General features: G+C 71.2%; 22 protein-coding genes and 1 tRNA gene. 13 read left to right on the top strand and 10 right to left on the bottom strand.

The features are described from left to right. The first annotated feature begins 73 nt into the window (after positions 1 to 73). The 3 genes from JWR86_RS06905 (at position 74) to JWR86_RS06895 (ending at position 3,507) form a co-directional block, all read left to right on the top strand. On the top strand, positions 74 to 1,132 hold the full coding sequence (locus JWR86_RS06905; RefSeq protein ID WP_299562676.1) for a GSCFA domain-containing protein: 1,059 nt from the start codon (positions 74 to 76) through the stop codon (positions 1,130 to 1,132). Positions 1,133 to 1,178: 46 nt separating this feature from the next. Beyond that, positions 1,179 to 3,140 (top strand): glycosyltransferase, encoded by a 1,962-nt coding sequence (locus JWR86_RS06900; protein WP_299562673.1) that lies wholly within the window; start codon positions 1,179 to 1,181, stop codon positions 3,138 to 3,140. An 85-nt stretch (positions 3,141 to 3,225) separates the two neighbouring features. Then, entirely contained in the window at positions 3,226 to 3,507 is a 282-nt protein-coding gene (locus tag JWR86_RS06895; protein WP_299562728.1) for a hypothetical protein, read from the top strand. Between the two features lie 33 nt (positions 3,508 to 3,540). Here JWR86_RS06895 and JWR86_RS06890 read toward each other — a convergent pair whose 3' ends face one another. From JWR86_RS06890 to JWR86_RS06880, 3 genes are all read right to left on the bottom strand, one after another. Continuing rightward, on the bottom strand, positions 3,541 to 5,226 hold the full coding sequence (locus tag JWR86_RS06890) for an iron ABC transporter permease (RefSeq protein ID WP_299562670.1): 1,686 nt from the start codon (positions 5,224 to 5,226) through the stop codon (positions 3,541 to 3,543). A 55-nt stretch (positions 5,227 to 5,281) separates the two neighbouring features. Beyond that, entirely contained in the window at positions 5,282 to 6,283 is a 1,002-nt protein-coding gene (locus tag JWR86_RS06885) for an extracellular solute-binding protein (protein ID WP_299562725.1), read from the bottom strand. A 250-nt stretch (positions 6,284 to 6,533) separates the two neighbouring features. After that, positions 6,534 to 7,658, bottom strand: a complete 1,125-nt coding sequence (locus JWR86_RS06880) for an ABC transporter ATP-binding protein (RefSeq protein WP_299562667.1) — start codon at positions 7,656 to 7,658, stop codon at positions 6,534 to 6,536. 141 nt (positions 7,659 to 7,799) lie between these two features. Between JWR86_RS06880 and JWR86_RS06875 the strand changes: the two genes are divergently transcribed. Genes JWR86_RS06875 through JWR86_RS06865 form a run of 3 tightly spaced genes read left to right on the top strand, consistent with a single transcriptional unit; the run spans position 7,800 to position 11,720 of the window. Next, a complete protein-coding gene (locus tag JWR86_RS06875) occupies positions 7,800 to 10,343 on the top strand; it encodes a hypothetical protein (RefSeq protein ID WP_299562664.1) in 2,544 nt (847 codons plus the stop codon). Then, positions 10,310 to 11,374 carry an FAD-dependent monooxygenase gene (locus tag JWR86_RS06870; protein WP_299562661.1) on the top strand — a complete coding sequence of 355 codons (1,065 nt, stop codon included), beginning with the start codon at positions 10,310 to 10,312 and terminating at the stop codon, positions 11,372 to 11,374. The genes JWR86_RS06875 and JWR86_RS06870 overlap by 34 nt, the downstream gene beginning before the upstream one ends. A gap of 19 nt (positions 11,375 to 11,393) precedes the next feature. After that, positions 11,394 to 11,720 (top strand): hypothetical protein, encoded by a 327-nt coding sequence (locus JWR86_RS06865; RefSeq protein ID WP_299562658.1) that lies wholly within the window; start codon positions 11,394 to 11,396, stop codon positions 11,718 to 11,720. Between the two features lie 45 nt (positions 11,721 to 11,765). On the opposite strand, the gene JWR86_RS06860 is transcribed toward JWR86_RS06865, so the two are convergent. Continuing rightward, positions 11,766 to 12,155 carry a hypothetical protein gene (locus tag JWR86_RS06860; RefSeq protein WP_299562655.1) on the bottom strand — a complete coding sequence of 130 codons (390 nt, stop codon included), beginning with the start codon at positions 12,153 to 12,155 and terminating at the stop codon, positions 11,766 to 11,768. Positions 12,156 to 12,300: 145 nt separating this feature from the next. After that, positions 12,301 to 15,348 carry a DNA polymerase I gene (gene polA, locus JWR86_RS06855; RefSeq protein ID WP_299562652.1) on the bottom strand — a complete coding sequence of 1,016 codons (3,048 nt, stop codon included), beginning with the start codon at positions 15,346 to 15,348 and terminating at the stop codon, positions 12,301 to 12,303. Between the two features lie 139 nt (positions 15,349 to 15,487). Here polA and JWR86_RS06850 point away from each other — a divergent pair, with 139 nt between their 5' ends. From JWR86_RS06850 to JWR86_RS06830, 5 genes are all read left to right on the top strand, one after another. Continuing rightward, positions 15,488 to 15,943, top strand: coding sequence for a DoxX family protein (locus JWR86_RS06850; RefSeq protein WP_299562649.1), 456 nt, complete (start codon positions 15,488 to 15,490; stop codon positions 15,941 to 15,943). 64 nt (positions 15,944 to 16,007) lie between these two features. After that, positions 16,008 to 16,646: an MBL fold metallo-hydrolase gene (locus JWR86_RS06845; protein ID WP_299562646.1), complete on the top strand. Its 639-nt coding sequence runs from the start codon at positions 16,008 to 16,010 to the stop codon at positions 16,644 to 16,646. Continuing rightward, positions 16,643 to 17,785, top strand: coding sequence for a glycosyltransferase family 4 protein (locus tag JWR86_RS06840; protein ID WP_299562643.1), 1,143 nt, complete (start codon positions 16,643 to 16,645; stop codon positions 17,783 to 17,785). Before JWR86_RS06845 ends, JWR86_RS06840 begins: the two co-directional genes overlap by 4 nt. After that, on the top strand, positions 17,782 to 18,486 hold the full coding sequence (locus JWR86_RS06835) for a methyltransferase (RefSeq protein ID WP_299562641.1): 705 nt from the start codon (positions 17,782 to 17,784) through the stop codon (positions 18,484 to 18,486). Before JWR86_RS06840 ends, JWR86_RS06835 begins: the two co-directional genes overlap by 4 nt. Positions 18,487 to 18,489: 3 nt before the next feature. Continuing rightward, the gene (locus JWR86_RS06830; protein ID WP_299562638.1) at positions 18,490 to 19,014 is read left to right on the top strand and encodes a YidB family protein; all 525 of its coding nucleotides are present in this window, start codon (positions 18,490 to 18,492) and stop codon (positions 19,012 to 19,014) included. Positions 19,015 to 19,068: 54 nt separating this feature from the next. On the opposite strand, the gene JWR86_RS06825 is transcribed toward JWR86_RS06830, so the two are convergent. From JWR86_RS06825 to hydA, 4 genes are all read right to left on the bottom strand, one after another. After that, positions 19,069 to 19,629: a YbjN domain-containing protein gene (locus JWR86_RS06825; RefSeq protein ID WP_299562635.1), complete on the bottom strand. Its 561-nt coding sequence runs from the start codon at positions 19,627 to 19,629 to the stop codon at positions 19,069 to 19,071. 92 nt (positions 19,630 to 19,721) lie between these two features. Next, positions 19,722 to 19,798, bottom strand: a tRNA-OTHER gene (locus tag JWR86_RS06820). Positions 19,799 to 19,901: 103 nt separating this feature from the next. Beyond that, positions 19,902 to 20,282 carry an oxalurate catabolism protein HpxZ gene (hpxZ, locus tag JWR86_RS06815; RefSeq protein ID WP_299562632.1) on the bottom strand — a complete coding sequence of 127 codons (381 nt, stop codon included), beginning with the start codon at positions 20,280 to 20,282 and terminating at the stop codon, positions 19,902 to 19,904. Positions 20,283 to 20,303: 21 nt separating this feature from the next. Beyond that, positions 20,304 to 21,740 carry a dihydropyrimidinase gene (hydA, locus tag JWR86_RS06810; RefSeq protein WP_299562629.1) on the bottom strand — a complete coding sequence of 479 codons (1,437 nt, stop codon included), beginning with the start codon at positions 21,738 to 21,740 and terminating at the stop codon, positions 20,304 to 20,306. Between the two features lie 126 nt (positions 21,741 to 21,866). Between hydA and htpG the strand changes: the two genes are divergently transcribed. After that, positions 21,867 to 23,732 (top strand): molecular chaperone HtpG, encoded by a 1,866-nt coding sequence (gene htpG / locus JWR86_RS06805; protein WP_299562626.1) that lies wholly within the window; start codon positions 21,867 to 21,869, stop codon positions 23,730 to 23,732. 260 nt (positions 23,733 to 23,992) lie between these two features. After that, complete coding sequence (locus JWR86_RS06800; RefSeq protein ID WP_299562623.1) at positions 23,993 to 25,081, top strand: polyamine ABC transporter substrate-binding protein; 1,089 nt, start codon at positions 23,993 to 23,995, stop codon at positions 25,079 to 25,081. Between the two features lie 31 nt (positions 25,082 to 25,112). On the opposite strand, the gene JWR86_RS06795 is transcribed toward JWR86_RS06800, so the two are convergent. After that, positions 25,113 to 25,772, bottom strand: coding sequence for a Crp/Fnr family transcriptional regulator (locus JWR86_RS06795; protein ID WP_299562620.1), 660 nt, complete (start codon positions 25,770 to 25,772; stop codon positions 25,113 to 25,115). Between the last annotated feature and the right edge of the window lie 239 nt (positions 25,773 to 26,011).

Below are 26,011 nucleotides of genomic sequence, written 5' to 3'. Positions count from 1 at the left end.
AGATCGGGCTGCTGGCCGGCCGGCGAGGAGGCCGGTAAGACGCTTCGCGAGGGAGGCTGTCGCGGAATGCGCGATGTGGAGAGAACGTATGGCGGACCACCCCTATGCGACGCTACCGGCCGAGCGCTACTGGCGCAAGGCGGTGGCCGGCGTGCCGCCCTTCGCCCTGGACCCGACCCGACCCGAGGCGTTTCAGCTCACGCGGCACGAGAAGATCGCCACGGCCGGGAGCTGCTTCGCCCAGGAGGTCGCCCGGGTGCTGCAGGAGGCGGGATACACCTACCACGTCACCGAAGCGCCGCCCGCCCGGGCGGACCGGACCCGGCAGGAGGCGGAGACCCGGTTCTCGGCGCGCTACGGCAACGTCTACACGACCCGGCATCTCCTGCAGCTTTTCCAGCGTTCCGTCGGCACCTTCAAGCCCGCTCTGGTCGCGTGGCGGCGCGAGGACGGCCGCTACGTGGATCCGTTCCGGCCCTCGATGGAGCCGGACGGGTTCGCGACGGAGGAGGAGGTCGCGGCGGCGCGGGACTTTCACCTCGCCTGCGTGCGCGAGCTCTGGCGCACCCTGGACACCCTGGTGTTCACCTTCGGGCTCACCGAGGGCTGGATCGACCGTCAGGATGGCGCCGCCCTGCCGGTGCCGCCCGGCGTGATGGGGGGCGAATGGGACCGGGACCGCTACGGGCCGGTGAACGGCACGGTGGCGTCGATGACGGAGGACATGCTGGCCTTTCTGGACGGGCTGCGGGAGCTGAACCCGGCAAGCCGGGTCGTGCTGACGGTGTCGCCCATCCCGATCATCGCCACGGTGGAGGACCGGCACGTGCTGGTTTCGAACAGCTACACGAAATCCGCGCTTCGGGTCGTGGCGGACGAGGTCTGCCGCGCGCGGCCGAACGTGTTCTACTTTCCCTCCTACGAGGTCGCGACCGCCCCCTCGACGATGGCCCGGTATTTCGGCGAGAACCTGCGCTCCATCAACGAGGCCGGCCTGCGCCACGTCATGCGGCTCTTCCTGCGCCATGCGGAGGGTGCGGCGCCCGTCCGGCATGCCGCCCCGCTCGACTTGCAGCAGCAGGCCTCCCAGGTCGGCCAGGTGATCTGCGACGAAGAGGCGCTCGACCCCTGAGCGGCCCCTTGGCCGGCGCCGGCCCTGGCGGGTACGTGCCGCCCGCATGCTGAGCGTCGCCGGCTCGTCGGACGTGGAGCGGCTGCGGGGCCGCTGGCTCGAGCTGCACTACGCGCAGAGCTTCGCGTCGCACCCCGTCCGGCCGCTGTTCCGGGCCTGGCTGGCCGACGGCAAGGCGTTGGACTGGATCATGCCGGCCGCGGTGTTCGGCCAGGCGCGCTGGCTCGGGCTCATGCCGGATCGGCTCGTCCGCTACGAGATCCTGGCCGACCTGCCCGACGCGGCCCTGTTCCGGATGGAGCGGGCCCGGAGCCTGGCGCCGTGGCAGATGCGGCTGCGTCTGCTTGCCCGAAGCCCGGCCGCCCTTCTGAAGGAGGCCGTTCCCGGGCTGGTCCGCACCCGGCGAGGACGCGTCAACGCGGTCCGGGCCGGGCTGCTGCAGGAGCCGCTGTCGCGGGTTCAGGCCTTTGCCGACCGGCGCTCGCGCCCGCCCGAGCCGGACCGCTTCGACCGCCCGGCCGCGCCGGAGGCGGCCCCGGAGATCGCCTTCCTGCTCCACTGGCCCGGGGGCGCGACCGCCCCCCTCTCGTCCACGTTGGAGACCCTTGCTGGCCAGGCGGACCCCCTCTGGCGCGTGCTGGTCGCGGCCGGGCCGGCCGCCGCGGCTCCGGCGACGGCGGCAGCGGCCCGGCTGGGGCTCGACGACCGGGTCACGGTCAGGCCCGCGGCCGGCCGGCAGCAAGGCCCCTGGAGCGCGGACCTCCCGTCGGGCTGCGTCGCACACCTGTCGCCCGGGGACCGGCTGCCGCCCTGGACGGTGCTGTCGCTGCGGGCCGCCTGGGCGGCGACGCCCGGGCTCGCGCTGCTCTATTCGGACGCCGCCCTCCTGGCTCCCTCCGGCGCGCTCGCGACCGTCAGGCTCGAACCCGACTGGAGCCCGGATTACGTCGCCGGCGGCGCGCCGATCGCCGGCCTCCAGCTCTGGGACGTCAGCACGGCCCGGCAGCTCGCGGCCGGGATCGAGGGGCCCGAGCCCGCCCTCGCCCGGCGTCTGCTGGTCGCGGCGGCCGAACACCTGCCCGCCGGCCGCGTGGCGCATCTGCCCCGGCCGGCGGTGCACCGCCTGGGCGACGAGGCGCGCGACCTGCCGAGCCTCGCCCAGACGCCCGGAACCGGAGCCGCCTCAGGCGGGTCCGACTCGGCCGCGATCGTGATCCCGACGCGCGACCGATTGGACCTCCTGCGCGTCGCCGTGGAGAGCGTGATCGAGGGCACCGACCATCCGGATTTCGAGGTGGTGGTGGCCGACAACGGCTCCACGAGCGCGGAGACCCTGGACTATCTGGACGCGTTGCGCCGGCGGCCGAACTGCCGCGTGGTCGCCGTGCCGGGCGAATTCAACTTCCCCCACATCGTCAACCGGGCCGTGGCGGCGACCCGAGCGGCCGTGGTGGTGCTGCTCAACAACGACACGGAGGTGCTCGGGCCCTTCTGGCTGCGCGACCTCGTTCGCCACGCGGTCCGGGACGGGGTGGGCGCGGTCGGGGCGCGCCTGCTCTATCCGGGCGGGCGCGTGCAGCATGCCGGGGTGGTGCTGGGCTGGGGCGGCTATGCCGGCCATTTCGGCCGCAACCAGCCGGAGGGAAGCTGCGACCATCTCGGCCGGGACCTCGCGACGCATGAGGTGGCCGCCGTCACGGCCGCATGCCTGGCGGTGTCCCGGGCGCATTTCGACGCGGTGGGGGGCTTCGACGAAAGCTTCGCGGTCGATTTCAACGACGTCGATTTCTGCCTGCGGCTGAGTCGGCTGGGGCTGCGAAACCTCCTCTGCCCGAGCGCGGTGCTGCGGCACCACGAATCCGCCTCCCGCCGTCACGAAGGCGCGAGGCGGGCCCGTTTCGAGGCCGAGCGCCGGCGCTTCGGCGAACGCTGGCGCAGCGCCCTGGGCGCCGACCCGTTCTTCCCGCTGCTCCTCTCCTTGCAGCGCAACGACGAACGGCTGGAGTGATGTGGGGCCGGATGCCATAGCGAAACTCGACAACGAATCCCATCTATGCTGCATTGCAGCAATCGTCCTGGAAGGGCCCTCGAACATGAAGCCGAAGCATAAGAAGGTGCTTCCGCCGCCTCGCGTCCGCCGCGAATATCCGACCATCGACGAGGCGGTGGCCGCCGCGCAGGGCCTGTCGTCGGATCCGGACGCGCAGATCGAAATCGCCGCCGGGCTGATGGGCGTCTCCGAGGACGACGTGCGGCCGCACCTGCCGAAGTTGCCGCCCCACACCGTGTCCATCGCGGCCGGTACCCGGTTGGTCCTGGTCGAGCGCCGGCCCATCCGGGCCCGGGTTGCGGCCCGCCCGGTCCCGCGGGTCTAGCTCCCCGGCGGCCTTGCGGCGGCCCGCCGCGTCTCAGCGCGGGCCGAGGCGCGACAGCAGCGTCAGCGGCAACAGGCCGATCAGCACGATGATCAGCGCCGCGACGGCGCCGTCCTCGTAGGTGCCCCGCGCCGCTTCGCCATACAGGTGCGTGGCCAGGGTCTCGACGTTGAGCGGCCGCAGCAGCAGCGTCGCGGGCAGCTCTTTCATGCAATCCACAAAGACCAGCAGCGCGCCGCTCGCCACCGCCGTCCAGGCGAAGGGCACGTGGATCAGCCGGAACGTGCCGAGCGTACCCTGCCCGAGCACGCGGCTTGCCTCGTCCTGCGAGGCCGGCAGCTTGGCCAGCCCGGCTTCGGCGGCGCCGATCGAGATCGCCAGGAACCGCACCGTATAGGCGTAGATCAGCGCCACCGCGGTGCCGCCGGCCAGCAGCCCGAGCGTCACCCCGAACAGGTCGCGCGTGACGGCGGCCAGCATCCGGTCGAAGCCCGCGAGCGGGCCGAGCAGCGCCACGGCCAGGATGGTGCCCGGAAGGGCGTAGCCGAATCCGGCCGCCCGCAGCCACAGCGACGGCACGCGCCGGGCATAGAGCCGCGCACCCGATGCGAGGACGAGCCCGAGCCCGACCGTCAGGACGGTGGCGCCGGCGGAGAGCAGCACCGTGTTCAGCGTCTCGCGGGCGAGACCGGCCGACACGCCCGCAAAGGCGACCCGCTTGGAGGCTTCGACCAGCAGGTAGCCGGCCGGCGCCACGAAGCCGACCGTGATCGGGGCCGCGCAGGCAAGAAGCGCGAGCCCGGCCCGGCTGCCGGAGAGCGGCCGCCTCTGCGGTGTCCTCCGGCCGGCCACGTAGCGGCCCTGCCGACGGCCCCAGGCCTCCGCGGCCAGCAGCGCCAGCACCACCACCAGCAGCAGCAAGGCGATCTGCGCGGCGCCGGGCAGGTCCGACCGGTTCACCCAGGTGGCATAGATCGAGACCGTGAGCGTGCGCACGCCCAGGAATTCCGACGCCCCGATGTCGTTCAGGGCTTCCAGCAGGGCGAGGCTCGCTCCGACCGCGATGCCCGGCCGGGCCAGCGGCAGGGCGACCCGCCAGAAGGTGCGGGCGGAGCCGGCCCCGAGGGTGCGGGCGGCTTCCAGCACCTCCGCACCCTGGAGCAGGAACACGGCCCGGACCGGCAGGTAGACGTAGGGATACAGCACGAAGCCGATCAGCAGGGCGCAGACCGGCAGGGAGCGGACCTCCGGAAACGGCAGGTCGCGCGGGCTCGCGATCCCGAACAGGTGGCGAAGGCCCGTCTGCACCGGACCGACCGGATGCAGGAGGTCGAGATAGGCATAGGCCACGATGTAGGTCGGCACCGCGAGCGGCAGGACCAGCATCCATTCGACCAGCCGGCGGCCGGGAAAATCGTGCGCAGCCACGAGCCAGGCGGTGCCGACCCCGACCACCAGAACCAGGAGGCCCACCCCGAGAAGCAGAAGCACGGTGTCGCGCAGCGCCTGCGGCAGCACATAGGCGACGAGGTGGGGCCACAACCCGGCCGAGCCCTGGAGGGCGCTGACGGCCAGGGAGGCGACGGGGGCGATCAGCGCCACGGCGACCAGAATCGCGGCCGACAGAAACACGGCATGACCCAGGCCGCGAGCCGGGCGGCGCGGCGCGGCCGCGCGGGCGTCCCAGGCGGAGCCGGCTTCGAGGGCGACGGAACTCATCGGAAGGGCCTTGCGGATCAGGCGGGAGCGCTCGGCTCCCGCCGGCTGGTCGGGCTCAGTTGTCGAACCCGACCTTGTCGACCAGCATGCTGGCGAGCTTGCGGTTCTTGGCGATCTCGGGAAGCGGCGTGGTGTCCGGATTCAGGGGTCCAAGCGCCGCGATGATCGGGTCCGCCTTGGCCCCGGCCCGGACCGGGTACTCGTAATTGCTCTGTGCGTAGATGGCCTGGGCCTCCTCGGTCACGAGGAATTCCAGCAGCTTCACGGCGGCATCCTTGTTGGGCGCGTTGCGGGCGACCACGGCCCCGGACACGTTCACATGCGTGCCGCCGCCCGCGAAGGTCGGCAGCACCACCTTGATGGCGTCCGCCCAGCTCTTCTGCTCGGCCCCGCCCTTCCCGCCCCGCATCAGGCCGACGTAATAGGAATTCGCCAGCCCCAGATCGCAGAGATCGGCCTTGATGTCGCGCGCCACCTCGCGGTCGCCGCCTCCGGCCCTGCGGGCGAGATTGGCCTTGAGCCCGCGCAGCCACGCCTCCGTCTTCTCTTCGCCGTGGCGGGCCAAGTAGGCGCCGATCAGGGCGGTGTTGTAGGGGTGTTGACCCGACCGGATGCAGATCTTGCCCTTCCATTTCGGGTCGGCGAGCTCCTCGTAGGTCAGCGCCTGCACATCACCGAGGCCGGCATCGACATAGGCCACCCGGGCCCGCAGCGAGAGCGCGTACCAGCGGCCGTCGGCCGCCCGCAGATGGGCCGGAATGGCGGCGTCCAGCGCCGGCGAGGCGACCGGCTGGGCCAGCCCCTTGTCGACCAGTTCCATCAGATTGCCGACATCCACGGTCATCAGCACGTCGGCCGGGGAGCGCTCACCTTCCGCTGCGACCCGCTCAGCAAGTCCCTTGTCGACCAGAACCGTGTTGACCTTGATGCCGCTCGACCGGGTGAAGGCGTCGAGCAACGGCTTGATCAGGCCGGGTTCGCGCGTCGTGTAGAGATTGACCTCCTGGGCCACGGCCGGGATCGCTCCAGCCAAGAGCGAAGCAAACCCCACAACCAGGCAAACGCCGCGGACAGCCACAGTTGATCCTCCGGATCCGACCAAGATAGCCAGACCGAATGGCAAGCTTTGGCCCGAACAGCAAGCCATTTCCGTAGTTTAGAATTAGAGTAAGTCCGCCAAGGCCCGCGACGATTTACGCTCTTGGCGGCTTTTTCGGACCGGCGAGCCGTTCAACGCGGCAGGAACGGTGCCATGGTCGATCCAGCCGCGCCGCTTTTGGACAGACTGCCAAGGCCCGCAATGCCCCTCACGCCAGGAAGACAAAGGCGCTGTCGGGCTCGACCTCCACCGAGACGAGGTCGCCGGGGGCCGCGGCAGACCGGTTGACGACGGCCCGGATCGGCGCGTCGAGGCCCTCGATCTCCACCCGGACGGAACTGGCGGCGCCACGGAACACGCGGCTCGCGATGCGGCCCGGGCGCCCCGATCCCGCAGGGCCGATGCGGATGCCTTCGGGCCGGATGGCCAGGATGGCGGCCGCCCCGTCGGGGTGGTGGCCGAGGCCCGGGAAGCGGCCGAGCCCGGTTTCGATCCAGCCCCCCGCCATCCGGCCCGGGACCTCGTTCACATCCGCCAGCGCGCGGGCCACGGCCAGGGAGGCGGGCCGGCGATAAAGGTCTTCGGCCCGGCCGGCGGCCAGCACCTCGCCGGCCGAGAGCAGCACGATGTGATCGGCCATCTGCATGGCCTCATCGGGATCGTGCGTGACGACCAGCGCGGTGATGCGGCTGTCCCGCAGCAGCGCCGCGGTCGAATCCCGCAGGTCGTCGCGCAGGCCGCGATCCAGGTTCGAGAAGGGCTCGTCCAAGAGCAGGGCGCGCGGCGCCGGCGCTATCGCGCGGGCCAGGGCGGCCCGCTGCTGCTCACCGCCCGACAATTCGCTGGGCCGCCGTCCGGCGAGCCCGGCGAGCCCGACCCGGTCGAGCGCCGCCTCGGCCACCGGCCGGGCCTCGCCGCGCGGCAGGTGGCGCAGCCCGAACAAGACGTTGTCCAGCACCGTCAGGTGCGGGAACAGGGCATAATCCTGGAACATGAGCCCGACGCGGCGGCTCTCGGCCGGCACGAACACGGCCGGACCGGCCACCTCCTCGCCGTCCAGCATGACGCGGCCGGCGCTCGGCCGCTCGATCCCGGCCAGGATGCGCAGCAGCGTGGTCTTGCCACACCCCGAAGGGCCGAGAAGGCACGTCACCGCAGCCGGCGGCGCCTCGAAGGAGACGCCCCGCAGCACGGTCTTGGTGCCGAAGCGGCAGCGGACGTCCTCCACCGACAGGGTGGCGGCGGCGCGCCCGCTCAGTCGCGGGGGGGCGGGCGGAAGGGGCTCGACCGGAGCCGCTACGAGGCTGCCCGGAGCGGGGGCGTGACGCTGCATATCGGGTCCGGCGGCAAGGCCGGCCTTGTGCCCGTTTCGGAGCCCGGGCTCAAGGCGACCGGGCGCAGCGCCCTGCGGCGTCATGTCGTCACTCGTCACGGTTAAGCTTGCTCCTAGGATGCGCAACCAGGGGGGAAGCACATGCTGACGCGACGGGGGATGCTGGAGGGGTCCGGGCTTGGATTGGCGGCCGCAATCCTGCCGGACGCGGCGCTCGCGGCGGCGCCCCCCCGCCGGCTCGTGGACGGGGTCGCGGCCGCCTGCCGGCGCCTCGCCCCGCATGGCTGGCGCCGCCTTCTCCAGGCGGCGACCGGGGGCGAGCTCGACATCGCGGCCCGGGACCTGCGCGCCGAATTCGCAAAACCTCTCGGGCATATCGACCGCACCCTTCCCGGCCTCGGCGACTTTCACCCGGAGGGCCGGCGCGCCATCGAGCCGGGCAGTCCGGCCGCGAGCCTCCTCTACCACGTGCTCGCCTCGCCCGATGTCGTGGCGGACGGGTCCGGGCGGCCGCTCGGCGCCTTTCCGACCCTGGCCGAGATCGAGGCGGTCGAGAACTACTGCTACGGCGTCGCGCCGCCCAGTCTCGAGGCGATCCGCCAGCGCGTCGGCGAGCACCCGCTGGCCGTCGCGGTGTTCAGCCTGGAATACCGGCGCGGTCCGGAATCGCCGCAGGGCCGGCACGCCGATCTGGCCTTTGCCCGCACCGGCCTCGCCCGGATGGGCACGATCGAGCCCCGCTACGATGCCCGGGCGCGCGCCTTTGATCCGGTCGATCCGGCACGGCCGTTCAACTTCCGGCCGATGCCGCAGCGCTTCGCCGCCTATCTGGCCGTCCGGTTGGCCGGGAACGAGGCCGAGACCCTGCCGCGCGACTACCTGAAGGGCGACGACCAGCTCGGCTTCTGGGTGCCGGTGCACAAGCTGTTCGACGGCCGCGAATGCCTGGCCGGCCTCGACCTGCGGGTCGGGCTGACGCGCTCGCTCGTGAACGAGAAGCTGCGCCGCTTTCACCGCTACCTGGAGGTCGAGGGCTTCGAGGCGAGCTGGCGCGGCGAGGATCTGAACCAGTTTCCGTTCGTGATCCGGGACGAGGCCATCGCCAGCTTCTCGCGCCGGCCCGATTGGGGCTCCGGCGTGCTGGAACCGAAGCCGAGCCCCCTCGCCGTGCGGGCCCGCTACAAGAACGATTGGCTCACCTTCGAAGTGCCGCCGGACTTCGCCAAACGGCCGGGCGTGATGTACTTTTCCACGGCCCAGATCCTGCCCGGCGGGGCCGAGACGGCGCCGTCCTACATGCACGGGCTCGGCCCGACCACGGACCGGCCGGCGCCGGAATACGTTTCGATTCGCCACCGGGTCGGACCGAACGGGCAGATCGACAATCTGAACCGGCACCCGGAGCTGATGGACATCATTGCCCGGGGTGGCTACCGGGCGCAGCACTTCATCGACTTCGCCGGCGACGGCGCGATCCGGGTGCAGGTGCCGCAACTCGACGGCCTCGTGCGGACCCGGCTGCCGGCCTATTGCATGGTCGCGCCGCCCGACTTCTTTCCCTATGTGAGCCAGCGCGACCTCAGCATCTGGTGGCAGACCGAGGTCCCGAAGGCGCTGCGCGGCGCGCTCTGGGCGGTGCCGCCGACCTCGCTCGCCGAACGCCGCATGGCCGGCAACGTCACGCTGGCACTCGGCTTCAGCATCAACGACACCACCATCACGGCCATCGTCCCGCAGCACAGGGCCCGGGCCGAACCCGCCGCCCGAACCGGCTCCGACGCGCCCGCCATGCCGGAATTCGCCACCCGACCCGCCAACACCAACCGTTATTCCGGCCTGCCGGACGCGTCGCCCGGCGTGTTCGATCCGGGCTGGGACACGAGCCTCGGCCAGCGCTACACCGAGCCGGACACGCTGCAGCCGTTTATGCAGAATTTCGGCCTCGGCACCCCCTTCGTCGAGGACGTCAAGCTCTGCGCGGCGCTGGGCAGCTACTGGCCGGCCGTGGCGCCCGACAGCTCCCGCACCTTCTCGCCGCTGCGCCGCGGCCCGGGCTTCGACTACCCCTGGCCGACGGTGGTTCCGCTCACGGACGCGGAACTCGGCATCGTGCCAGCCGAGGGCGACCGCTTCATGCCCTGGGACGGCGTGCGCGGGCCGCGCGTTGAAACGGTGAACGGGGCGGAGCGGGCGATCTATCCCGACATCAACCGGGTCGACTACCTCGGCAATCTCGAGCGCATGACCGCGCTTCACCTGGCCAAGGTCGACCTGCCCGAGACCAAGGCGCGCGTGCTCGCGACCGCCGCCCTGTACTGGGCGCTCGGCCTCCGTGATCCGGAGCCGCCGAAGGCGGGCGAGACCCTGACGGAGCAGGACCGGCAGGCCGTGGTGGATGCCGTGAAGGCCAAGGCCGGCTGGGCCATTCTGTCGTTCCGGGCCATCCCCGAAGGCGACACCGAACTCGCCGCGGCCGAGACCGCGGCGTCCGCCCGGCTCTCCGGCGAGCGACGTTACCGCTTCCAGGCCTTCCGGCCCGGGCCGGAATCGCGCCACCCGACCGACATGACCAGCGTGCTGGTCGAGATGCGGGAGCCTGTCCTGGCCTTCGTGGCCGGCAGCCAGGTTCTGCTGAAGCAGGGCGATCAGCCTTGGCGCCTCGACGCGACCATCCCGACCTCCTGATCGTCGGCGGCGGCCCCGCCGGCGGCTCGGCCGCCATCACGGCGGCGAGCCGGGGCCTGTGGGTCGTCCTGGTGGAGCGGGACGGCTCGGCCACGGAACGGCCGGGCGAGTCGCTGCACCCGGGCATCGAGCCGCTGCTCGGCCAGTTCGGCCTCGCTGGGCGGCTGGGCACGGTCGTCGGCGCACGCCATCCGGGTGTCTGGATCACCTGGAACGGCTCGGCCCGGTTCGAGCCCTTCGGGTCGGATGCCGGGGGCGCCTGGCGGGGCTTTCAGGTGCGGCGCACCGCCCTGCACGGCCTTCTGCTCGCCCGCGCCGCCGAACTCGGGGCCGAGATCCGGCAGCCGGCCCGTGTCACGGGCGCGAACCGCAGCCCAGACGGGTTCTGGGACGTGGAGACCGATGCCGGCGCCCTGCGCTGCCGCATGCTGGTGGACGCCAGCGGCGATGCCCGCTGGCTGGACCGCAGGCTGTCCGGCCCGCTTACACCGCGCTCGCCCCGCCTTCTGGCCCGCTTCGGCCATGCCGAGGGCTCCTGCCCGGCGCGCGACGAAGCCCCGGCCCTCGAGAGCCTGCCCGACGGCTGGCTCTGGACCGCGCGGGTCGGCCCGGACCGATATGCCTGGGTCCGTCTGGCGGTCGGAGGCGAGCCCGGCCGCGAGACGCCCGCCGCCTTTGCGGCGCTGCGGCCGAGCGGCCCCTCGCGCGGGGCCGACGTGACCTGGCACCTGGCCGAACGGCCGGCCGGGCCGGGCTGGTTCCTGGTCGGCGATGCAGCGGCCCGGCTCGACCCGCTGTCCTCGCACGGCGTTCTGAAAGCAATCATGTCGGGCATGATGGCGGCCCATTTCGCGGCCGCGATCCTGCAGGAGGGCGCGGCCCCGGAGGCGGCGGAGGCGCAGTACCGATCCTGGCTGCACGGCTGGTTCGAGGCGGATGCGGAACGGCTGGCCGGCTTCTACCGCCAGCTCGGCCTTGCAGAATTCGGCCCGCTCGGGTCCACCCTCTCCGTCACGCCTGAACTGGTCTGACCGCGACGGAGGAGATCCAATGAGGACACGAAGTGCATTCACGCTCGCCGCGGCGGGGCTGCTGCTCGCGGCCGGGCTGGCCGAAGCCAAGCCGGCCCAGTGCGAAACCAGCGACGAGGGCCGCTACGCCTGCGATTTCCAGGTGACCGACCGCAAGGGCAGCTTCCGGATCTCGGCGCCCGGCAGGCCGACCTACCGGATGGAGGTCGACGCGCCCGGGCAGGGCTTCGCCTTTGCCCGCCTGGGGGGCCGCGACCTGGCGCTGCCCGGGCCGCACCGGCAGAGCCGCCAGGATCCGGCCTGCTGGGTCAGCGAGGCGACCGGCACCCGAATCTGTGCCCGCTGATCGGGGCCGGGCGGGTGGCCTCGCCGCAGGCGTGACGGGCGCCGACTAGCGGCCTGCCCGCTGCCACTTGGCGTCCTTCTCGGAGGAGCGGCGCGTGGCCACGACCTTAAGCCGCCCGACATCCTCGCCATCCGCCACCACGGTCAGGGTGACGCCGCGCTTGCCGGAGAAGATGAAGCGGCAGGCAGCCGCGCCGGTGCCCGAGCAGGACACCGTTTCCGGATAGGCGTTGCAGACGTCCTGCCGACCGGCCGGGCAGCGGGCCTCGTCGCGGTTGCCGGAGGCGACCGGCTGGAAGCCCTTGCCGATCAGCCGGCCCCGCGCCGCCGCATAGGGCATGCCCTCGCGCAGCGCCGGGACGGCGTCCCGGGCCAGGGCGGAGCCGGACAGGACCACCAGCCCCAGCAGAGTCGCGGCGAGACGCAGACGCATCATGATCCCCTCACATCCGCGGGCGCGAAGGGCGGCCGAACCGGTGAGGTCCCGCCGCCGCCCGCCGCCTGGATCGTTCGGGAGAGTCTAGCGGCCGGGAGTGAGCGAAGGCTTACCGGGGGAACCGGGAGCCGGGGCGGGAGCCGCGCTAATGGGCGGCGTCCCAGTTCGGCCCGGCCCGGGCATCCACGGCGAGCGGGACCTCGAGCTGCACGGCCGGATGCGGCGCATCCTCCATGACGCGGCGGATCACCGGCAGGGTGGCGTCGACCTCGTCGTCCGGCACCTCGAACACGAGTTCGTCATGCACCTGCAGCAGCATGCGGGCGGACAGGCGGGCCTCGGCCAGCGCGTCGTCCATGCGGATCATGGCGCGCCGGATGATGTCGGCGGCACTGCCCTGGATGGGCGCGTTGATGGCCTGGCGTTCCACCGCGGCCCGGACCGACATGTTGCCGGCAGAGATGTCCGGGTAGTGGCAGGCGCGGCCGAACAGGGTGGTGACCTGCCCGGTCTCGCGCACCTGCTTCTTGGTCCGCTCCATATAGGCCCGGATGCCCGGGAAGCGCTCGAAATAGCGCTTGATGTAGTCGCCGGCCTCGCCGCGCGGGATGCCGAGCTGATTGGCGAGCCCAAAGGACGAGATGCCGTAGACGATGCCGAAATTGATGGCCTTGGCCCGGCGCCGGATCTCGGCCGGCATGCCGTCCACCGGAACGCCGAACATCTCCGAGGCGGTGGTTGCGTGGATGTCGACCCCGTCCGCGAAGGCCTGTTTGAGCTGCGGGATGTCGGCGATGTCGGCCAGCAACCTCAGCTCGATCTGGGAATAGTCGGCCGAGATCAGCTTGTGCCCGGGCGCGGGCACGAAGGCGGTGCGGATCTTGCGCCCCTCCTCCGTCCGGATCGGGATGTTTTGGAGGTTCGGCTCGTTGGACGACAGCCGGCCCGTGGCCGTGGAGGCCAGCACGTAGGTCGTGTGGACGCGCCCGGTCTCCGGGTTGATGTAGGTCGGCAGCGCGTCCGTATAGCCCTTGAGCTTGGTGAGCTGGCGCCATTCCAGCACCTTGCGGGGCAGCGGGTGTTCGGAACTCTCGGCCAGATCCTCGAGCAGCCTGGCGCCCGTGGACCACTGCCCGGTGGCCGTCTTGCGGGCCCCCGGCAGGCCGAACTTGCCGAACAGGATGTCGGCGAGCTGCTTCGGCGAGCCGATGGTGAAGGGCTCGCCGGCGATCTCGTGCACCTCGGCCTCGACCCGCGCGACGCTCTGGGCGAAGTCGCCGGACATGCGCGACAGGATCTCGCGGTCGATCAGGATGCCGCGCGCCTCCATCCGGCCGAGCGTCGCCACCATGGGGCGCTCCAGGGTCTCGTAGACGCTGGTCTTGCGCTCCGCCGCGAGGCGCGGCTTGAGCAGCCGCCAGAGCCGGAGCGCGACGTCCGGCCGCTCGGCCCCGACCTCCGTCGCCCGGTCGAGCGGCACCTGGTCGAATCCAATGGCCTTGCGGCCGCGGCCCAGCAGTTCGGCCGAGGGCACGCAGCTATGCTCGAGGTAATGGGTGGCGAGCTGCTCGAGGTGGTGCCCGGCCACGCCGGAGCGGCCGATATCCAGCGCGTAGGAGAGGAGCTGGGTGTCGTCGATCGGCGCGAGCACGATGCCGCGCCGCTTCAGGGCGAGCCAGTCGTGCTTGAGGTTCTGTCCGACTTTCAGGACGGACGGGTCCTCCAGGAGCGGCTTCAGGCGGGCGAGCGCCGCATCCTCGGCGAGCTGGCCGGGCAGAAAGCCCGCGTCGAACAGATTCTCGCCCGTGCTGTCGCCGGCCCTGTGCCGAAGCGGCAGATAGGCGGCGCGTCCGGGCGCCAGCGCCAGGCCGATGCCGTAGATCTCGGCCCGCATGGGGTCGATGGACGACGTCTCGAGCTCGACCGCCACGAGCCCCTGCGCCTGCGCCTCGACGATCCAGCGATCGAGGGCGTCGGCCGTGGCGATCGTCTCGTAGCGCGCCCGGTCGCACGCAAAGGACGACGCCTCGGCCTGCCGGGAGGCGACCAGGGTCTGCGGCGTGAGCTGGGTTTGCGGGGCTGCAGGTGCGGCGGCCGGCGGACCGGCTGCAGCGGGGGCCCCGGACAGCTCCCCGGCCGGCCCGTCTTCGCCCGCCTCTCCCCCGTCGCCGTCGTCGCGCCAGGCCCCGGCCGCCGCATCCCAGCGCCGCGACAGGGCGGGATCGGCCGGAACCTCGGCCGGATCGACGTCATAGAGTTCGGCCACGCGCTTAGTCAGCGCCGTCAGGCTGAGCGCCTTGCTGAAGCCGAGCAGACGGCGGGCGTCGAGATCGAAGAGGCGGGTCTCCTCGATCGGCACCACCACATCCATGTCGCAGGTCAGCGTCACGAGCTGCTTCGAGATACGGGCCTTGTCGGCGTTCTCGATCAGCGCCTCGCGGCGCTTCGGCTGCCGGATCTCCTCCACCCGCTCCAACAGCGCTTCCAGGCTGCCGAATTCGCCGATGAGCTGGGCGGCGGTCTTGATGCCGATCCCGGGCACGCCCGGCACGTTGTCCGTGGGGTCACCGATCAGCGCCTGCACGTCCGGCACCCGTTCGGGCGGGACGCCGAACTTCTCGATCACGCCGTCGCGGTCGAGCCGGCGCTCCGGCCGGTAGCCGGGCTTGCCCGGGATGCCGCTCTCGAAATCGTAGAAGGTCACGCCGTCGCGGACCACCTGCATCAGGTCCTTGTCGGACGAGACGATGAGGGCCTCCGCGCCTGCCCGCGCGGCCTGGCAGGCATAGGTCGCAATGATGTCGTCGGCCTCGAACCCCGCCTGCTCCACGGGGATCAGGCCGAAGGCCCGCACCGCATCGCGCATCAGGCGGAATTGCGGCACGAGTTCGGAGGGCGGCTCCGGCCGATGCGCCTTGTATTCGGGGTAGAGTTCGTTCCGGTGCGAACTCTCGGACTTGTCGAACACAATGGCGAGGTGGGTCGGCCGCACACCCGCGGCGCCGTCCCGGATGAACTGCATCAGCTTGGTGGAGAACAGCCGGACCGCGCCCGTCGGCAGCCCGTCGGCCCGGGTGTTGTACTTCCGGTCCTGGTTCATGGATTGGAAATAGGCCCGGAAGACGAAGGAGGAGCCGTCGACCAGGAAGATCCGGTCGCCCGGACCGATGGGTTGTGCGCTGGCGCTCGTCATGGGACGTGAGATAGCGGCAAGCCCGTCGGGAGGCCATGGCCGGTGACCGCCGGGCCTCGTCGGGGCCCCCACACGGTCCCGGATGGCAACGGCCGCGACGGGCCAGGCCTTCGGGCGGTTCACCTACCTGGGGAGCCTCATGTCCAGGACCATCGACGCGCTGCTTCTGCATCGGGGGGCCAGCGTTCTGGCCCGCATTCTTCTGACCTTTCCGTTCTGGGGCAGCGGCCTCGACAAGCTGTTTGGCTTCGACGCCGCGGTCGCGGTCCTGGAGGGGTTCGGATTGCGGCCCGGCGCCCTCTTCGCGGCCGCCACCGTCACGGTGCAGCTCGTCGGCTCCGCCCTCGTGATCAGCAACCGGCTGACCTGGCTCGGCGCCGGCGCGCTGGGGATCTTCACCGCGCTCACCATTCCGCTCGTGCACCGCTTCTGGGCGCTGGACGGCGAGGCCTCGGTCCACGCGTTCCACATTGCGGCCGAGCATGTCGGCATGATCGGCGGGCTGGTGACCGTGTCCATTCTGGCCGCGCTGCAGCGGGCGGCGCGCGCCAATCCGTCGCGGCTGCCCGGCTCCGGCGCGGTCGCCCTCCCCTGATCGCCGTGCCGGGCTTGTCCGGGGCCCGCCGATCCTCCAATCAGCGGCCATCCGAGGGAGCCCCATGGCCGATTTCAACATCCAGGTCGTGCCCGTCACGCCCTTCCAGCAGAACTGCTCGATCGCCTGGTCGGAGGCCACCAAGCGCGGCGTCGTGGTCGATCCCGGCGGCGACGTGCCGACCATCCGGGCGGCGCTCGACCGGCTCGGCGTCACGGCCGAGGCCATCGTCCTGACCCACGGCCATATCGACCACGCCGGCGGTGCGGCCGAACTCGCGGCCGATCTCGGGGTCAAGATCATCGGCCCGCACGAGGGCGACCGGCCGCTGCTGCAGCGGCTTGAGATCCAGGGCCGGCAATACGGCATGGACGACGTGCGCAATGTCGAGCCGGACCGCTACCTCGCGGAGGGCGAGACGCTGGACATCGCCGGCGTCACCTTCGAGGTGCTGCATTGCCCGGGCCATTCGCCGGGCAGCGTGGTGCTGTTCGCGCCCAGCCTGGGGTTCTGCTTCATGGGCGACGTGCTGTTTCAGGGCTCCGTCGGCCGCACCGACCTGCCGGGCGGCAGCCACGAGATGCTGATCTCGTCCATCACGACCAAGCTCCTGCCCCTCGGCGACGACGTCGCCTTCCTTCCCGGGCACGGGCCGGGCTCGACCATCGGCCAGGAGAAGGCCACCAACCCGTTCCTCAGGTGAGCCCCCGCCTCGCCTTTGTGGTCACGGAGGATTGGTTCTTCGTCTCCCATTTCCTGCCGATGCTGCGGGCGGCCCGGGAGATCGGTCTCGACGTGACGGTGATCACCCGGGTCCGCGAGCACCGCGAGGCGATCGAGCGCGAGGGCGCGCGGGTGGTTCCGCTCGAAGCCGAGCGCCGCAGCCTCAACCCGATCGCGGCCGGCGACGCGGCCGGGCGGCTCGCCGCCATCCTCAAGGCCGTGCGGCCGGACATCGTCCACTGCATCGCGCTGCGGGGAATCCTGCTCGGCGGCACGGCCGCGCTGATGGCCGGAATCGACCGGCGGGTCTTTGCCCTGACCGGGCTCGGCTATCTGGGCGCCAGGCCCGACCTGGTCGGCCGCGCCGCCCGGCTGGCGATCCGGTCGGTTCTGCGCGGTCCCCTGGCCAGCCGCGGCACGCGCTACCTGTTCGAGAACGAGGACGACGCCCGCCTGCTCGGGCTCGATCCCTCCGACCCTGCCCGTGTCGCGGTCGTGGGCGGTGCCGGCATCGACCCGGAGGTCTGGGGGGCCTCGCCGCTGCCGACCCATCCGCCGCTGCGGATCGCCGTGGTGTCCCGCATGCTCTGGTCCAAGGGCATCGACGTCGCCGTGGAAGCGACCCGGCTGGCCCGGGCCGCCGGGGCCGATGTCGAACTCAGCCTCTTTGGCGCGCCCGATCCATCGAACCCCAAGGCTCTGCGCGAGGCGGACCTGCGGGCGTGGTCGGCCGAGCCCGGGATCGCGTGGCACGGCCCCTCGGCCGACGTGGCGGCGGTGTGGCGCGGGCACCACGTCGCCTGCCTGCCGTCGCGCGGCGGCGAGGGCCTGCCCCGGACGCTGCTGGAAGCGGCCGCCTCGGGCCGCGCGGTCGTGACCACGGACGTGCCGGGCTGCCGCCGTCTGGTTCGCGACGGGCTGGAAGGCCGCATCGTGCCGCCGGGCGACCCGGGCGCGCTGGCCGCCGCCTTTCTGGCCCTCGCCGCCGATCCCGCAGGGGTGGCCCGGATGGGCGAGGCGGCGCGCCGCCGCGTGCTCGACGGCTTCACCGAACGGGACGTGATGGAGGGCGTGAAGGCGCTGTATCGCGGGATGCTGGGCGACGCCGCGCCCGCATGACGCCGATCCTCGACCGCGCCGCCTTTATCCGCGCCGAGACCCGGCTGCTTCCCGTTCCGCTGGTTCCGGAGATCCGCCTCCACCTCGCGCACGAGGCCACCGACTTGTGGCAGCGCACGGAGGACGAGCTCGGCGGGATCGGCCTGCCGCCGCCCTTCTGGGCCTTTGCCTGGGCCGGCGGACAGGCGCTCGCCCGATTCTGCCTGGACAGGGCCGAGCTTCTGGCCGGCCGCCGCGTGCTCGACGTCGCCTCCGGATCCGGCCTCGTGGCCATCGCGGCGGCGCGGTGCGGAGCGGCCTCGGTCGAGGCCGCCGAGATCGACGATTTCGCGGCCGAAGCCATCCCGCTGAACGCGGCCGCGAACGGCGTCGCGCTGCGGGTCCGGCACGAAGACCTGGTCGGGCGCGACGAGGGTTGGGACGCCGTCCTGGCCGGGGACATCTTCTACGACCGCGACATCGCCGGCCGGATGGAGGCGTGGCTGCACGCCCTCGCCCGGCGGGGCGCGACGGTGCTGATCGGCGATCCCGGCCGCAGCTACCTGCCGGTGGCCCGGCTCGCCGAGATGGCGAGCTATTGCGTCCCGGTGACGCGGTCGCTCGAGGATGCCGAGATCAAGCTCACCCGGGTCTGGCGCTTCGCCGACCAGGACCCGGAACCCGGATCGGCTCTCGCGCGTAATCTCCCGAACGGAGATTGACACATGAGCCGCGGCTTCCCGTCCATGACTGCCCTACTGGGCCTCCTCGCCGTCGCCGGTTACCAGAACCGGGACAAGATCGCCGAAATGCTGAACGGCCTCGGTGGCGCGCAGGGCGCGGGCGGCATGCGCCTGCCGGGCGGGCAAGCTGGAGGCATGGGCCAACAAGGCGGAGGCATGGGCCAGCAGGGTGGCGCCGGCAATGTCGGCGGGTTGGGCGGCTTGGGCGGCCTTTTGGGCGGCCTCGGTGGCGGCGCCACGGCGGGCGGCCTGCTCAGCGGAGGCCTCGGCGAACTGGTGGACCGCTTCAAGCAGGCGGGCCAGGGCGAGGCCGCCGATTCCTGGATCTCCACCGGACCGAACCGCGAATTGCCGCCGCCCGATCTCGAGCGCGCCATCGGCTCCGACACGCTCGCGACCCTGTCGCAGCAGACCGGCCTGTCGCGCGAGGAGTTGCTGGCGCGTCTGTCCCGCGAGCTGCCGCAGGCCGTGGACCGCTACACGCCGGACGGCCGCCTGCCGACCTGAGCGCGGGCCCCTCTGCACAGGCCGGCGGCTCCGCGGAGCCGACCGGCCGACCGGCTACCAGCCGATGGCCTGTTCGAAGGCCGTCACGTTGGTGCGCCAGCGCTCGAAGGTCGATTCCAGGTTCTTCGGGCTGACGCCCTGATCCAGGTTGATGGCCAGAGACAGCGTCGGGTTGCCGCGCACATTCAGCGCAGCCTGGCCCCAGCGCTTCTCTCTGTTCCATTTGTTGATGGTCTCGAGACTGGCCTTCGGCTCGACGATATAGGCTGTCTCCAGCGACACCGAGGTGCAGTTCTGCCCCTTGTCGCAGCCGTAGAACGTCACCGAGAAGGTGCTTTTCGAGATCTTGCTCTCGATGCGCGGGTCTCCGGCCGAGTCCTTCGACACTTTGGCGAGCCAGCCCCAGCTCTGCATCAGGCCGGCCAGACGCCCGGCATCGGTCGCGTCGACGAGCCCGCCATCGGGCACGGGGGTGGCCGCGGGGGCCCGCGTGGGCGGACGGAGCGATTGCTGGGCCAGCCGCAGGGCAGGGTCTGGGCGCAGCGGTGGATCACTGGCGGCGGCGCTTCCAGCCACGGCCACGAACGCCAGGACGACACCAGCGAGAGCCCGCATCACCCACTCCGACACCTAGACCCAGCCCAGATCGGGAGCTGACCGGACTTCGACGACGGGGATCGCGAGAGCTGGTCCTTGGACCCGAGCGCTGGAGGCCCGACCCCGGATTTGAACCGGGGCTGCTCGGCGTTGCACCGCCTGCGAGTCGCCACTCCCCCATCGGGCCACGTCTCAACCGTACGGCGTGTTTTCAGGGAGGCAAAGACCTTCGCGCGAGATGGTTACTCGACCGACCGGACCCGCCGTGGCCCTTCGCCGGAGCGCAGGCGTCAGCCCTCGATCACGCTCACATGGGCGGCGACGATGCGCCAACCCTCCGGAAACCGCACCCAGGTCTGCATTTGACGGCCGAGCTTGCCGGCCGAGGAGTCGCGGTGAAACAGGGTCGAGGCCGTCGCGAAATCGCGGCCATAGGTCGTGATCACAGTTCGGTGGATGGTTCGGGCGAGCCCGACCGGCGACCGGGCGCGCCGGAAGGCCCGGATCTCGTCCATGCCGTAGAGGTTCTCGCCCACCCCGTACCGGATGGTGCGCGGGTCGTCTCGAAACAGAGCTTCCAGCGTCTCGACGTCGTTGTCGCCAAGGGCCTGCTCATAGAGCGCGAACGCCGCCTCGACCTCGGCCTTCACCTCGGGCAGGTCCATGTCCATCGTCGTGTCCTTGTCGTGCGGTCAGGCGGAAGGCGCCGGGGCACGGCCGCGCGGCACCGCATAGGGCGACAGGTCCCGCTGGAGCACGCGCCCGGCCGGAGCCTCGTCCACGAAGCGCCCCCGGTCGAACACCACCCGGCCGCCGGCCACCGTGGTGACCGGCCAGCCGGTCACCTCGAAACCTTCCCAGGGCGTGTAGTCGGAACCATGATGCAAGGCGTCCTGCCGGATCGTCTCCCGGCGGGCCGGGTCCCAGATCGTGATGTCGGCGTCGAAGCCCGGAGCGATCGAGCCCTTGCGGGGATAGAGGCCGTAGAATTTGGCGTGGTTTGTGGAGGTGAGCTCGACAAAGCGGTTCAGGCTGATGCGCCCGGCGGACACGCCCTCCGAGAACAGGATTGGCAGCCGGGTCTCGATGCCCGGGATGCCGTTCGGCACCCACCTGAACGAGGAGCGGCCGCGCGGGTTCAGCTTGCCCTTCGGATCGTCATAGCGGAACGGGCAATGGTCGGAGGAGAAGAGCTGGAACACGCCCTGCTCGATCCCCTCCCAGATGGCGCGCTGGCTCTCCTGGTCCCGCGGCGGCGGCGAGCACACGTATTTCGCCCCCTCCATGTCGACCCGATCCAGGTCCTCGGCCGTGAGCGTGATGTATTGGGGGCAGGTCTCGGCATAGACCTTGAGGCCGCGCGCCTGCGCCCAGCGCACCTGCTCCATGGCCTCGCGGCCGGAGACGTGGACGATCATGATCGGCACGTCCACGAGTTCGGCGTGGCTGATCGCCCGGTGCGCGGCTTCGCGCTCCACGACCTCGGGGCGGGACAGCGCGTGCCCGATCGGCGCGGTGCGGCCGGCGCGCTCCAGGCGCTCCGTCATGTAGCGGATGGCGTCATAGCCCTCCGCATGCACCATCACGAGCGCGCCCTCCTGCCGGGCGACGTCGAACACGTCGAGCAACTGGCGGTCGGAGAGGACCAGGTCGTCGTAGGTCATGAAGACCTTGAACGAGGTGAAACCGTCCTTCAGCAGCGCCGGGAGCTCCTGGCCCAGCACTTCGGGCGTCGGGTCCGAGATGATCAGGTGGAAGCCGACATCGATCAGGCACTGGCCTTCGGCGAGGCGGCGATACGCCTCCACGGCGCCGCGCAGGCTCTCGCCCTTCTTCTGCATCGCGAACGGCATCACGCAGGTGTTGCCGCCCGCCGCCGCGGCGCGGGTCGCCGAGGCGAAATCATCCGCCATCGTGATGCCGGGCCCGGAATCCTGGGCGATGTGGACATGGCTGTCGATGCCGCCGGGCAGGACCAGGAGACCGGAGGCGTCGATCTCGCGCGAGGCGCCCTCGACGCGCTCCGCGACCGCCACGATCCGGCCGTCCCGGATGCCGACATCCGCCCGGACTGTATCGGCTGCGGTCACCACCGTGCCGCCCCGAATGGCGAGGTCGAAAGCTGGCATCGAGGTCTCTCGGGGGCGCCGCGGGAGCCGGACCGTAAGCGCACGGAAGGCCGGGCGTCCACTGTCGAACCCGGTTGAAACGTGTCCCCGGCGGCTGCATATCGCGGCCGGACAAGGAGGAACGGCGTGAGCGACAGCGAAAAGACCTCAACCGGAACGGTCGAGCGGCATGAATTCGGCGCGGAGGTCGGGCGGTTGCTCGATCTGGTCGTCCACGCGCTCTATTCCGACCGGGAGATCTTTCTGCGCGAACTCGTGGCCAACGCGGCCGACGCGACCGACCGGCGCCGCTTCGCGGCCCTGACCGACGCGGCGCTGTCCATGCCGGAGAGCCCCAAGGTGCGGATCGTGCCCGACAAGGCCGGCCGCACGCTCACCGTCACCGATGACGGGCTCGGCATGGGCAAGGAGGAGTTGACCCGCGACCTCGGCACCATCGCCCGGTCGGGCACGCGCGCGTTCAGCCAGTCGCTCGCGGAAGCGAGCCCGGGCGAACGCCCGAACCTGATCGGCCAGTTCGGCGTCGGCTTCTACTCCGCCTTCATGGTCGCGGACCGGGTCGAGGTCGTGTCCCGCCGGGCGGGAACGGACGAGGCCTGGACCTGGGCGTCCGAGGGACAGGGCAGCTTCACGCTGACGCCAGGGAGCCGGGCCGAGCCCGGCACCGACGTCGTGCTGCACCTGAAAGAGGATGCCGAGGAGTTCCTGGAGCCCACCCGGCTGCAGCACATCATCCGCAAATGGGCCGACCACATCGCCCTGCCGATCGTCATCGGCGGGACGGAGGAGATGGCAGGCAATCAGGGCACGGCGCTCTGGCGCAAGCCGAAGGGCGAAATCGACGAAGACGGCTATGCCGAATTCTACCGGCATGTGGCGCACGCCTTCGACAAGCCGTGGGCGACCCTGCACTGGCGCGCGGAGGGCGCGACGGAGTTCACGGCGCTGCTGTTCGTGCCCGGCATGAAGCCCTTCGCGGCGGTCGAAGGCGAGCGCGAGAGCCGGGTCAGGCTGCATGTGCGGCGCATGTTCATCACCGATGAGGCCGGATTGCTGCCAAACTGGCTGCGCTTCGTGGCCGGGGTGGTGGACACCGACGACCTCCCCCTCAACGTCTCGCGCGAGATGCTGCAGGCGACCCCGGCCCTGTCCCGCATCCGCAAGGCCGTCACCGGCCGCGTGCTGAGCGAACTCGGCAGCCGGGCCAAGAACGCCGAGGATTATGTCGGGTTCTGGGAGAATTTCGGCCCGGTCGTGAAGGAGGGGCTGATCGAGGACGGCGCGCGCCGGGCCGAGATCGCGCCGCTGCTGCGCTTCCGCTCCTCCACGGCCGAGGGCTGGACCTCGCTCGCCGAGTATCTCGGCCGCATGAAGGACGGTCAGGACGAGATCTTCTACCTGATCGCGGACGACCCCGACGCGCTCGCCCGCTCGCCGCAGGTCGAGGGGTTTCGGGCGCGCGGGCTCGAGGTGCTGCTTCTCTCGGACCATGTCGACGCGTTCTGGCCCGATCATCTCGGCGAATACGAGGGCAAGAAGCTGCGCAGCATCACGCAAGGCGCCGTCGACCTGTCGCGTTTTGCAGCCGAGGGCGAAGCCGCGGAGGCTGCGCCGGAGCTGGGCGGGCTGATTGAGGCCCTCAAGACCGCGCTCGGCGAGGACGTGTCGGACGTGCGGCCGACGGATAGGCTGGTCGAGAGCGCCGTGGTCCTGGCCTCCGCCGGCTACGGTCCGGACCTGCAGATGCAGCGCCTGCTGCGGCGGGCCGGGCGCGGCCTCGGCGCGCTGGCGCCGGTGCTGGAGGTGAACGGCCGGCATCCGCTGGTGCAGACGCTGGCGCGCCGCGTCGAATCCGGAGAGGACGTGTCGGACGCAGCCGGGACGTTGCTCGATCTCGCCCGGATCCAGGACGGCGACACGCCGCGCGATCCCGTGGCCTTCGCCCGCCAGATCGCCTCGGCGCTGGCCGCCAAGGACCCGGCACCGAGCTGACCCTCGGCCTCCGGGCAAAAAAATGGGGGCCTAGGCCCCCTTGAGGTCGGCTGATACCAGTGCCGCGATTGCAGCTCCACCAACCTCGAACGCAGGCTAGCACGCCGGGCTGCGGCGTCAACACCCGTGTGCTACCTCCGGAGCGCAGGCGCGGCGCTCCGGTCCGGCGCGCGCCTGCGGGTTGATGGCGGGCCGCCGCGCGCCCTACTCTCCGGGCCAACGCGGCGCTCGCGCCGACCCGCTCCGGAGTTCTTCAGGCAATGCGTCTTCGACCTGTCCTTGCCGCTCTCGTCCTGCTCGCCTCGTCCTTCGCGGCTGCGGCGCAGGACCGCGTCGTCCACGTCTACAACTGGTCGGACTACATCGACCCGAAGATGCTGGAGTCCTTCACCAAGGACACCGGCATCCGCGTCGTCTACGACACCTATGACAACAACGAGATCGTCGAGACCAAGCTGCTGGCCGGAAAGTCAGGCTATGACATCGTGGTGCCGTCCGGCGCCTTTCTGCAGCGGCTGATCAAGGCGGGCGTGTTCCAGAAACTCGACAAGACGAAGCTGCCGAACCTGAAATACGCTTGGCCCGAGATCGTGAACCGGCTCGCCGCGTTTGACCCCGGCAACCAATATGCCGTCGACTACATGTGGGGCACGACGGGAATCGGCGTGAACGTCGCCAAGGTCAGGGAGCGGCTGGGCGACATGCCTGCGGCCACCTGGGACGTGGTGCTGAAGCCCGAGATCGCCGCCAAGCTCAAGGATTGCGGCATTCACATGCTGGATTCGCCGGAAGACATGATGCCGGGCGTTCTCAAGGCGATCGGCCTCGAGCCGGATTCGAAGGCCGAGGCGGATCTCCGGCGCGCTGCCGAGACGCTGATGGCGGTGCGGGGCAACATCGCCAAGTTCCACTCGTCTGAATACATCAACGCGCTGGCCAACGGCGACATCTGCGTGGCGGTCGGCTTTTCGGGCGACATCATCCAGGCCCGCAAGCGCGCCGAGGAGGCCGGCAAGGGCGTCGAGATCGCCTACCACATCCCACGCGAGGGGGCGCTGATGTGGTTCGACGCCTTCGCGATCCCGGCTGAGGCGGAGCACCCTGCCGAGGCCTACGCCTTCATCGACTACATGCTGCGGCCGGAGGTGGCGGCGGCCAACACCAACTTCGTGGCCTATGCGGGCGGCAATCTCGCCGCCAAGGACCTGGTGAAACCCGAGATTCTGAAAGACGCCGGCATCTTTCCGGACGAGGCCACCATGGCGCGCCTGTTCACCAACACGGCCTATGACGAGGCGACGCAGCGGATCGTGACCCGCCTCTGGACGAGAATCCGAACCGGGCGCTGACCGCGCTTCCGCCCGGGCGGCGCGGCCTCGGTCAGGCCGCCTGGATGAGTTCCGGCTCGGCCGGCTGGCGCGCCCGATCCGGCTCCGCATAGGCCGCACCGGCGAGCCGTTTCAGGCGCTCACGACACCGGATCGTGATCCGGCCCCGGCGCGACCGGATGGCGAACTCGCCTTCGAGCACGTGCAGCGCGACCGTGACGCCGGGCCGCCGCACGCCGAGCGTATTGGCCAGACATTCGTGCGTGAGATCGACGTCGTCGCGGTTCAGGCGGTCCTGGGCCATCAGGAGCCAGCGCGCCAGGCGCTGCTCGACAGTGCATTTGCCGGCCGCAAAGGCCGTCTGTTCCGCCTGGACGGCATAGTCGCAGGCGTAGCGCAGCAGGTGCTCGTGAAGCGTGGCGCTCTGGCGCAGCGCGCGGCGGAAATCTGCCGCTGAAACACGCCAGGCGGGACCGGGGAGCTGAACCACGGCCTTGTGCGGCATGCGGTCGTGCCCAAACAGCACCGCCACCCCGACCAGACCGTCTCGGCCGACAAGGCCGGTCTCGATGCTGTGGCCGTCGAGCCCGCTCAGAAGGGAGACGAGGCCATCCTCGGGAAAGCAGACATGCTCGGCCGGCGTTCCCGTCGACAGAAGAACCTGCCCGGACGTGAGCTGAACCCGGGCAAGACCGGGCGAGAGACAGGCCAAGTCCGCCGGTGCAAGACTTTCAAGAAGCGCGTTGTGCATGTTCTGCCCCGACAGGTTCGACACAAAGTTGCAGTTGGGGAGAGCGCATCGGCTACCCGGGTCAACGGAACATCGTCACCTTTGACGAACCGACACGCTCTTGCGGGAGCATCTCGGCCACAATGTTGCGTGCATGGAGGACTTGGCCGGCCCGACCCAGACGCGTCATCGCGGGTCTGAGCTTCCCACCTTGCCGAACA

The sequence above is a fragment of the Enterovirga sp. genome (assembly GCF_028290205.1).
Classification (GTDB): domain Bacteria; phylum Pseudomonadota; class Alphaproteobacteria; order Rhizobiales; family Beijerinckiaceae; genus Enterovirga.
Note: the sequence above shows the minus strand (reverse complement) of the source record. Positions and strands in the feature narration are given on the sequence as shown.

Bases quoted from the DNA above. Each gene is read 5' to 3' on its own strand.
- JWR86_RS06830 (WP_299562638.1), top strand. From the start codon at position 18,490: ATGAGCCGCGGCTTCCCGTCCATGACTGCCCTACTGGGCCTCCTCGCC.
- JWR86_RS06860 (WP_299562655.1), bottom strand. From the start codon at position 12,155: ATGATGCGTCTGCGTCTCGCCGCGACTCTGCTGGGGCTGGTGGTCCTG.
- JWR86_RS06875 (WP_299562664.1), top strand. From the start codon at position 7,800: ATGCTGACGCGACGGGGGATGCTGGAGGGGTCCGGGCTTGGATTGGCG.
- hpxZ (WP_299562632.1), bottom strand. From the start codon at position 20,282: ATGGACATGGACCTGCCCGAGGTGAAGGCCGAGGTCGAGGCGGCGTTC.
- JWR86_RS06905 (WP_299562676.1), top strand. From the start codon at position 74: ATGTGGAGAGAACGTATGGCGGACCACCCCTATGCGACGCTACCGGCC.
- JWR86_RS06895 (WP_299562728.1), top strand. From the start codon at position 3,226: ATGAAGCCGAAGCATAAGAAGGTGCTTCCGCCGCCTCGCGTCCGCCGC.
- JWR86_RS06850 (WP_299562649.1), top strand. From the start codon at position 15,488: ATGTCCAGGACCATCGACGCGCTGCTTCTGCATCGGGGGGCCAGCGTT.
- polA (WP_299562652.1), bottom strand. From the start codon at position 15,348: ATGACGAGCGCCAGCGCACAACCCATCGGTCCGGGCGACCGGATCTTC.
- hydA (WP_299562629.1), bottom strand. From the start codon at position 21,740: ATGCCAGCTTTCGACCTCGCCATTCGGGGCGGCACGGTGGTGACCGCA.
- JWR86_RS06900 (WP_299562673.1), top strand. From the start codon at position 1,179: ATGCTGAGCGTCGCCGGCTCGTCGGACGTGGAGCGGCTGCGGGGCCGC.
- JWR86_RS06835 (WP_299562641.1), top strand. From the start codon at position 17,782: ATGACGCCGATCCTCGACCGCGCCGCCTTTATCCGCGCCGAGACCCGG.
- JWR86_RS06845 (WP_299562646.1), top strand. From the start codon at position 16,008: ATGGCCGATTTCAACATCCAGGTCGTGCCCGTCACGCCCTTCCAGCAG.
- JWR86_RS06800 (WP_299562623.1), top strand. From the start codon at position 23,993: ATGCGTCTTCGACCTGTCCTTGCCGCTCTCGTCCTGCTCGCCTCGTCC.
- JWR86_RS06880 (WP_299562667.1), bottom strand. From the start codon at position 7,658: ATGCAGCGTCACGCCCCCGCTCCGGGCAGCCTCGTAGCGGCTCCGGTC.
- JWR86_RS06865 (WP_299562658.1), top strand. From the start codon at position 11,394: ATGAGGACACGAAGTGCATTCACGCTCGCCGCGGCGGGGCTGCTGCTC.
- JWR86_RS06890 (WP_299562670.1), bottom strand. From the start codon at position 5,226: ATGAGTTCCGTCGCCCTCGAAGCCGGCTCCGCCTGGGACGCCCGCGCG.
- JWR86_RS06825 (WP_299562635.1), bottom strand. From the start codon at position 19,629: ATGCGGGCTCTCGCTGGTGTCGTCCTGGCGTTCGTGGCCGTGGCTGGA.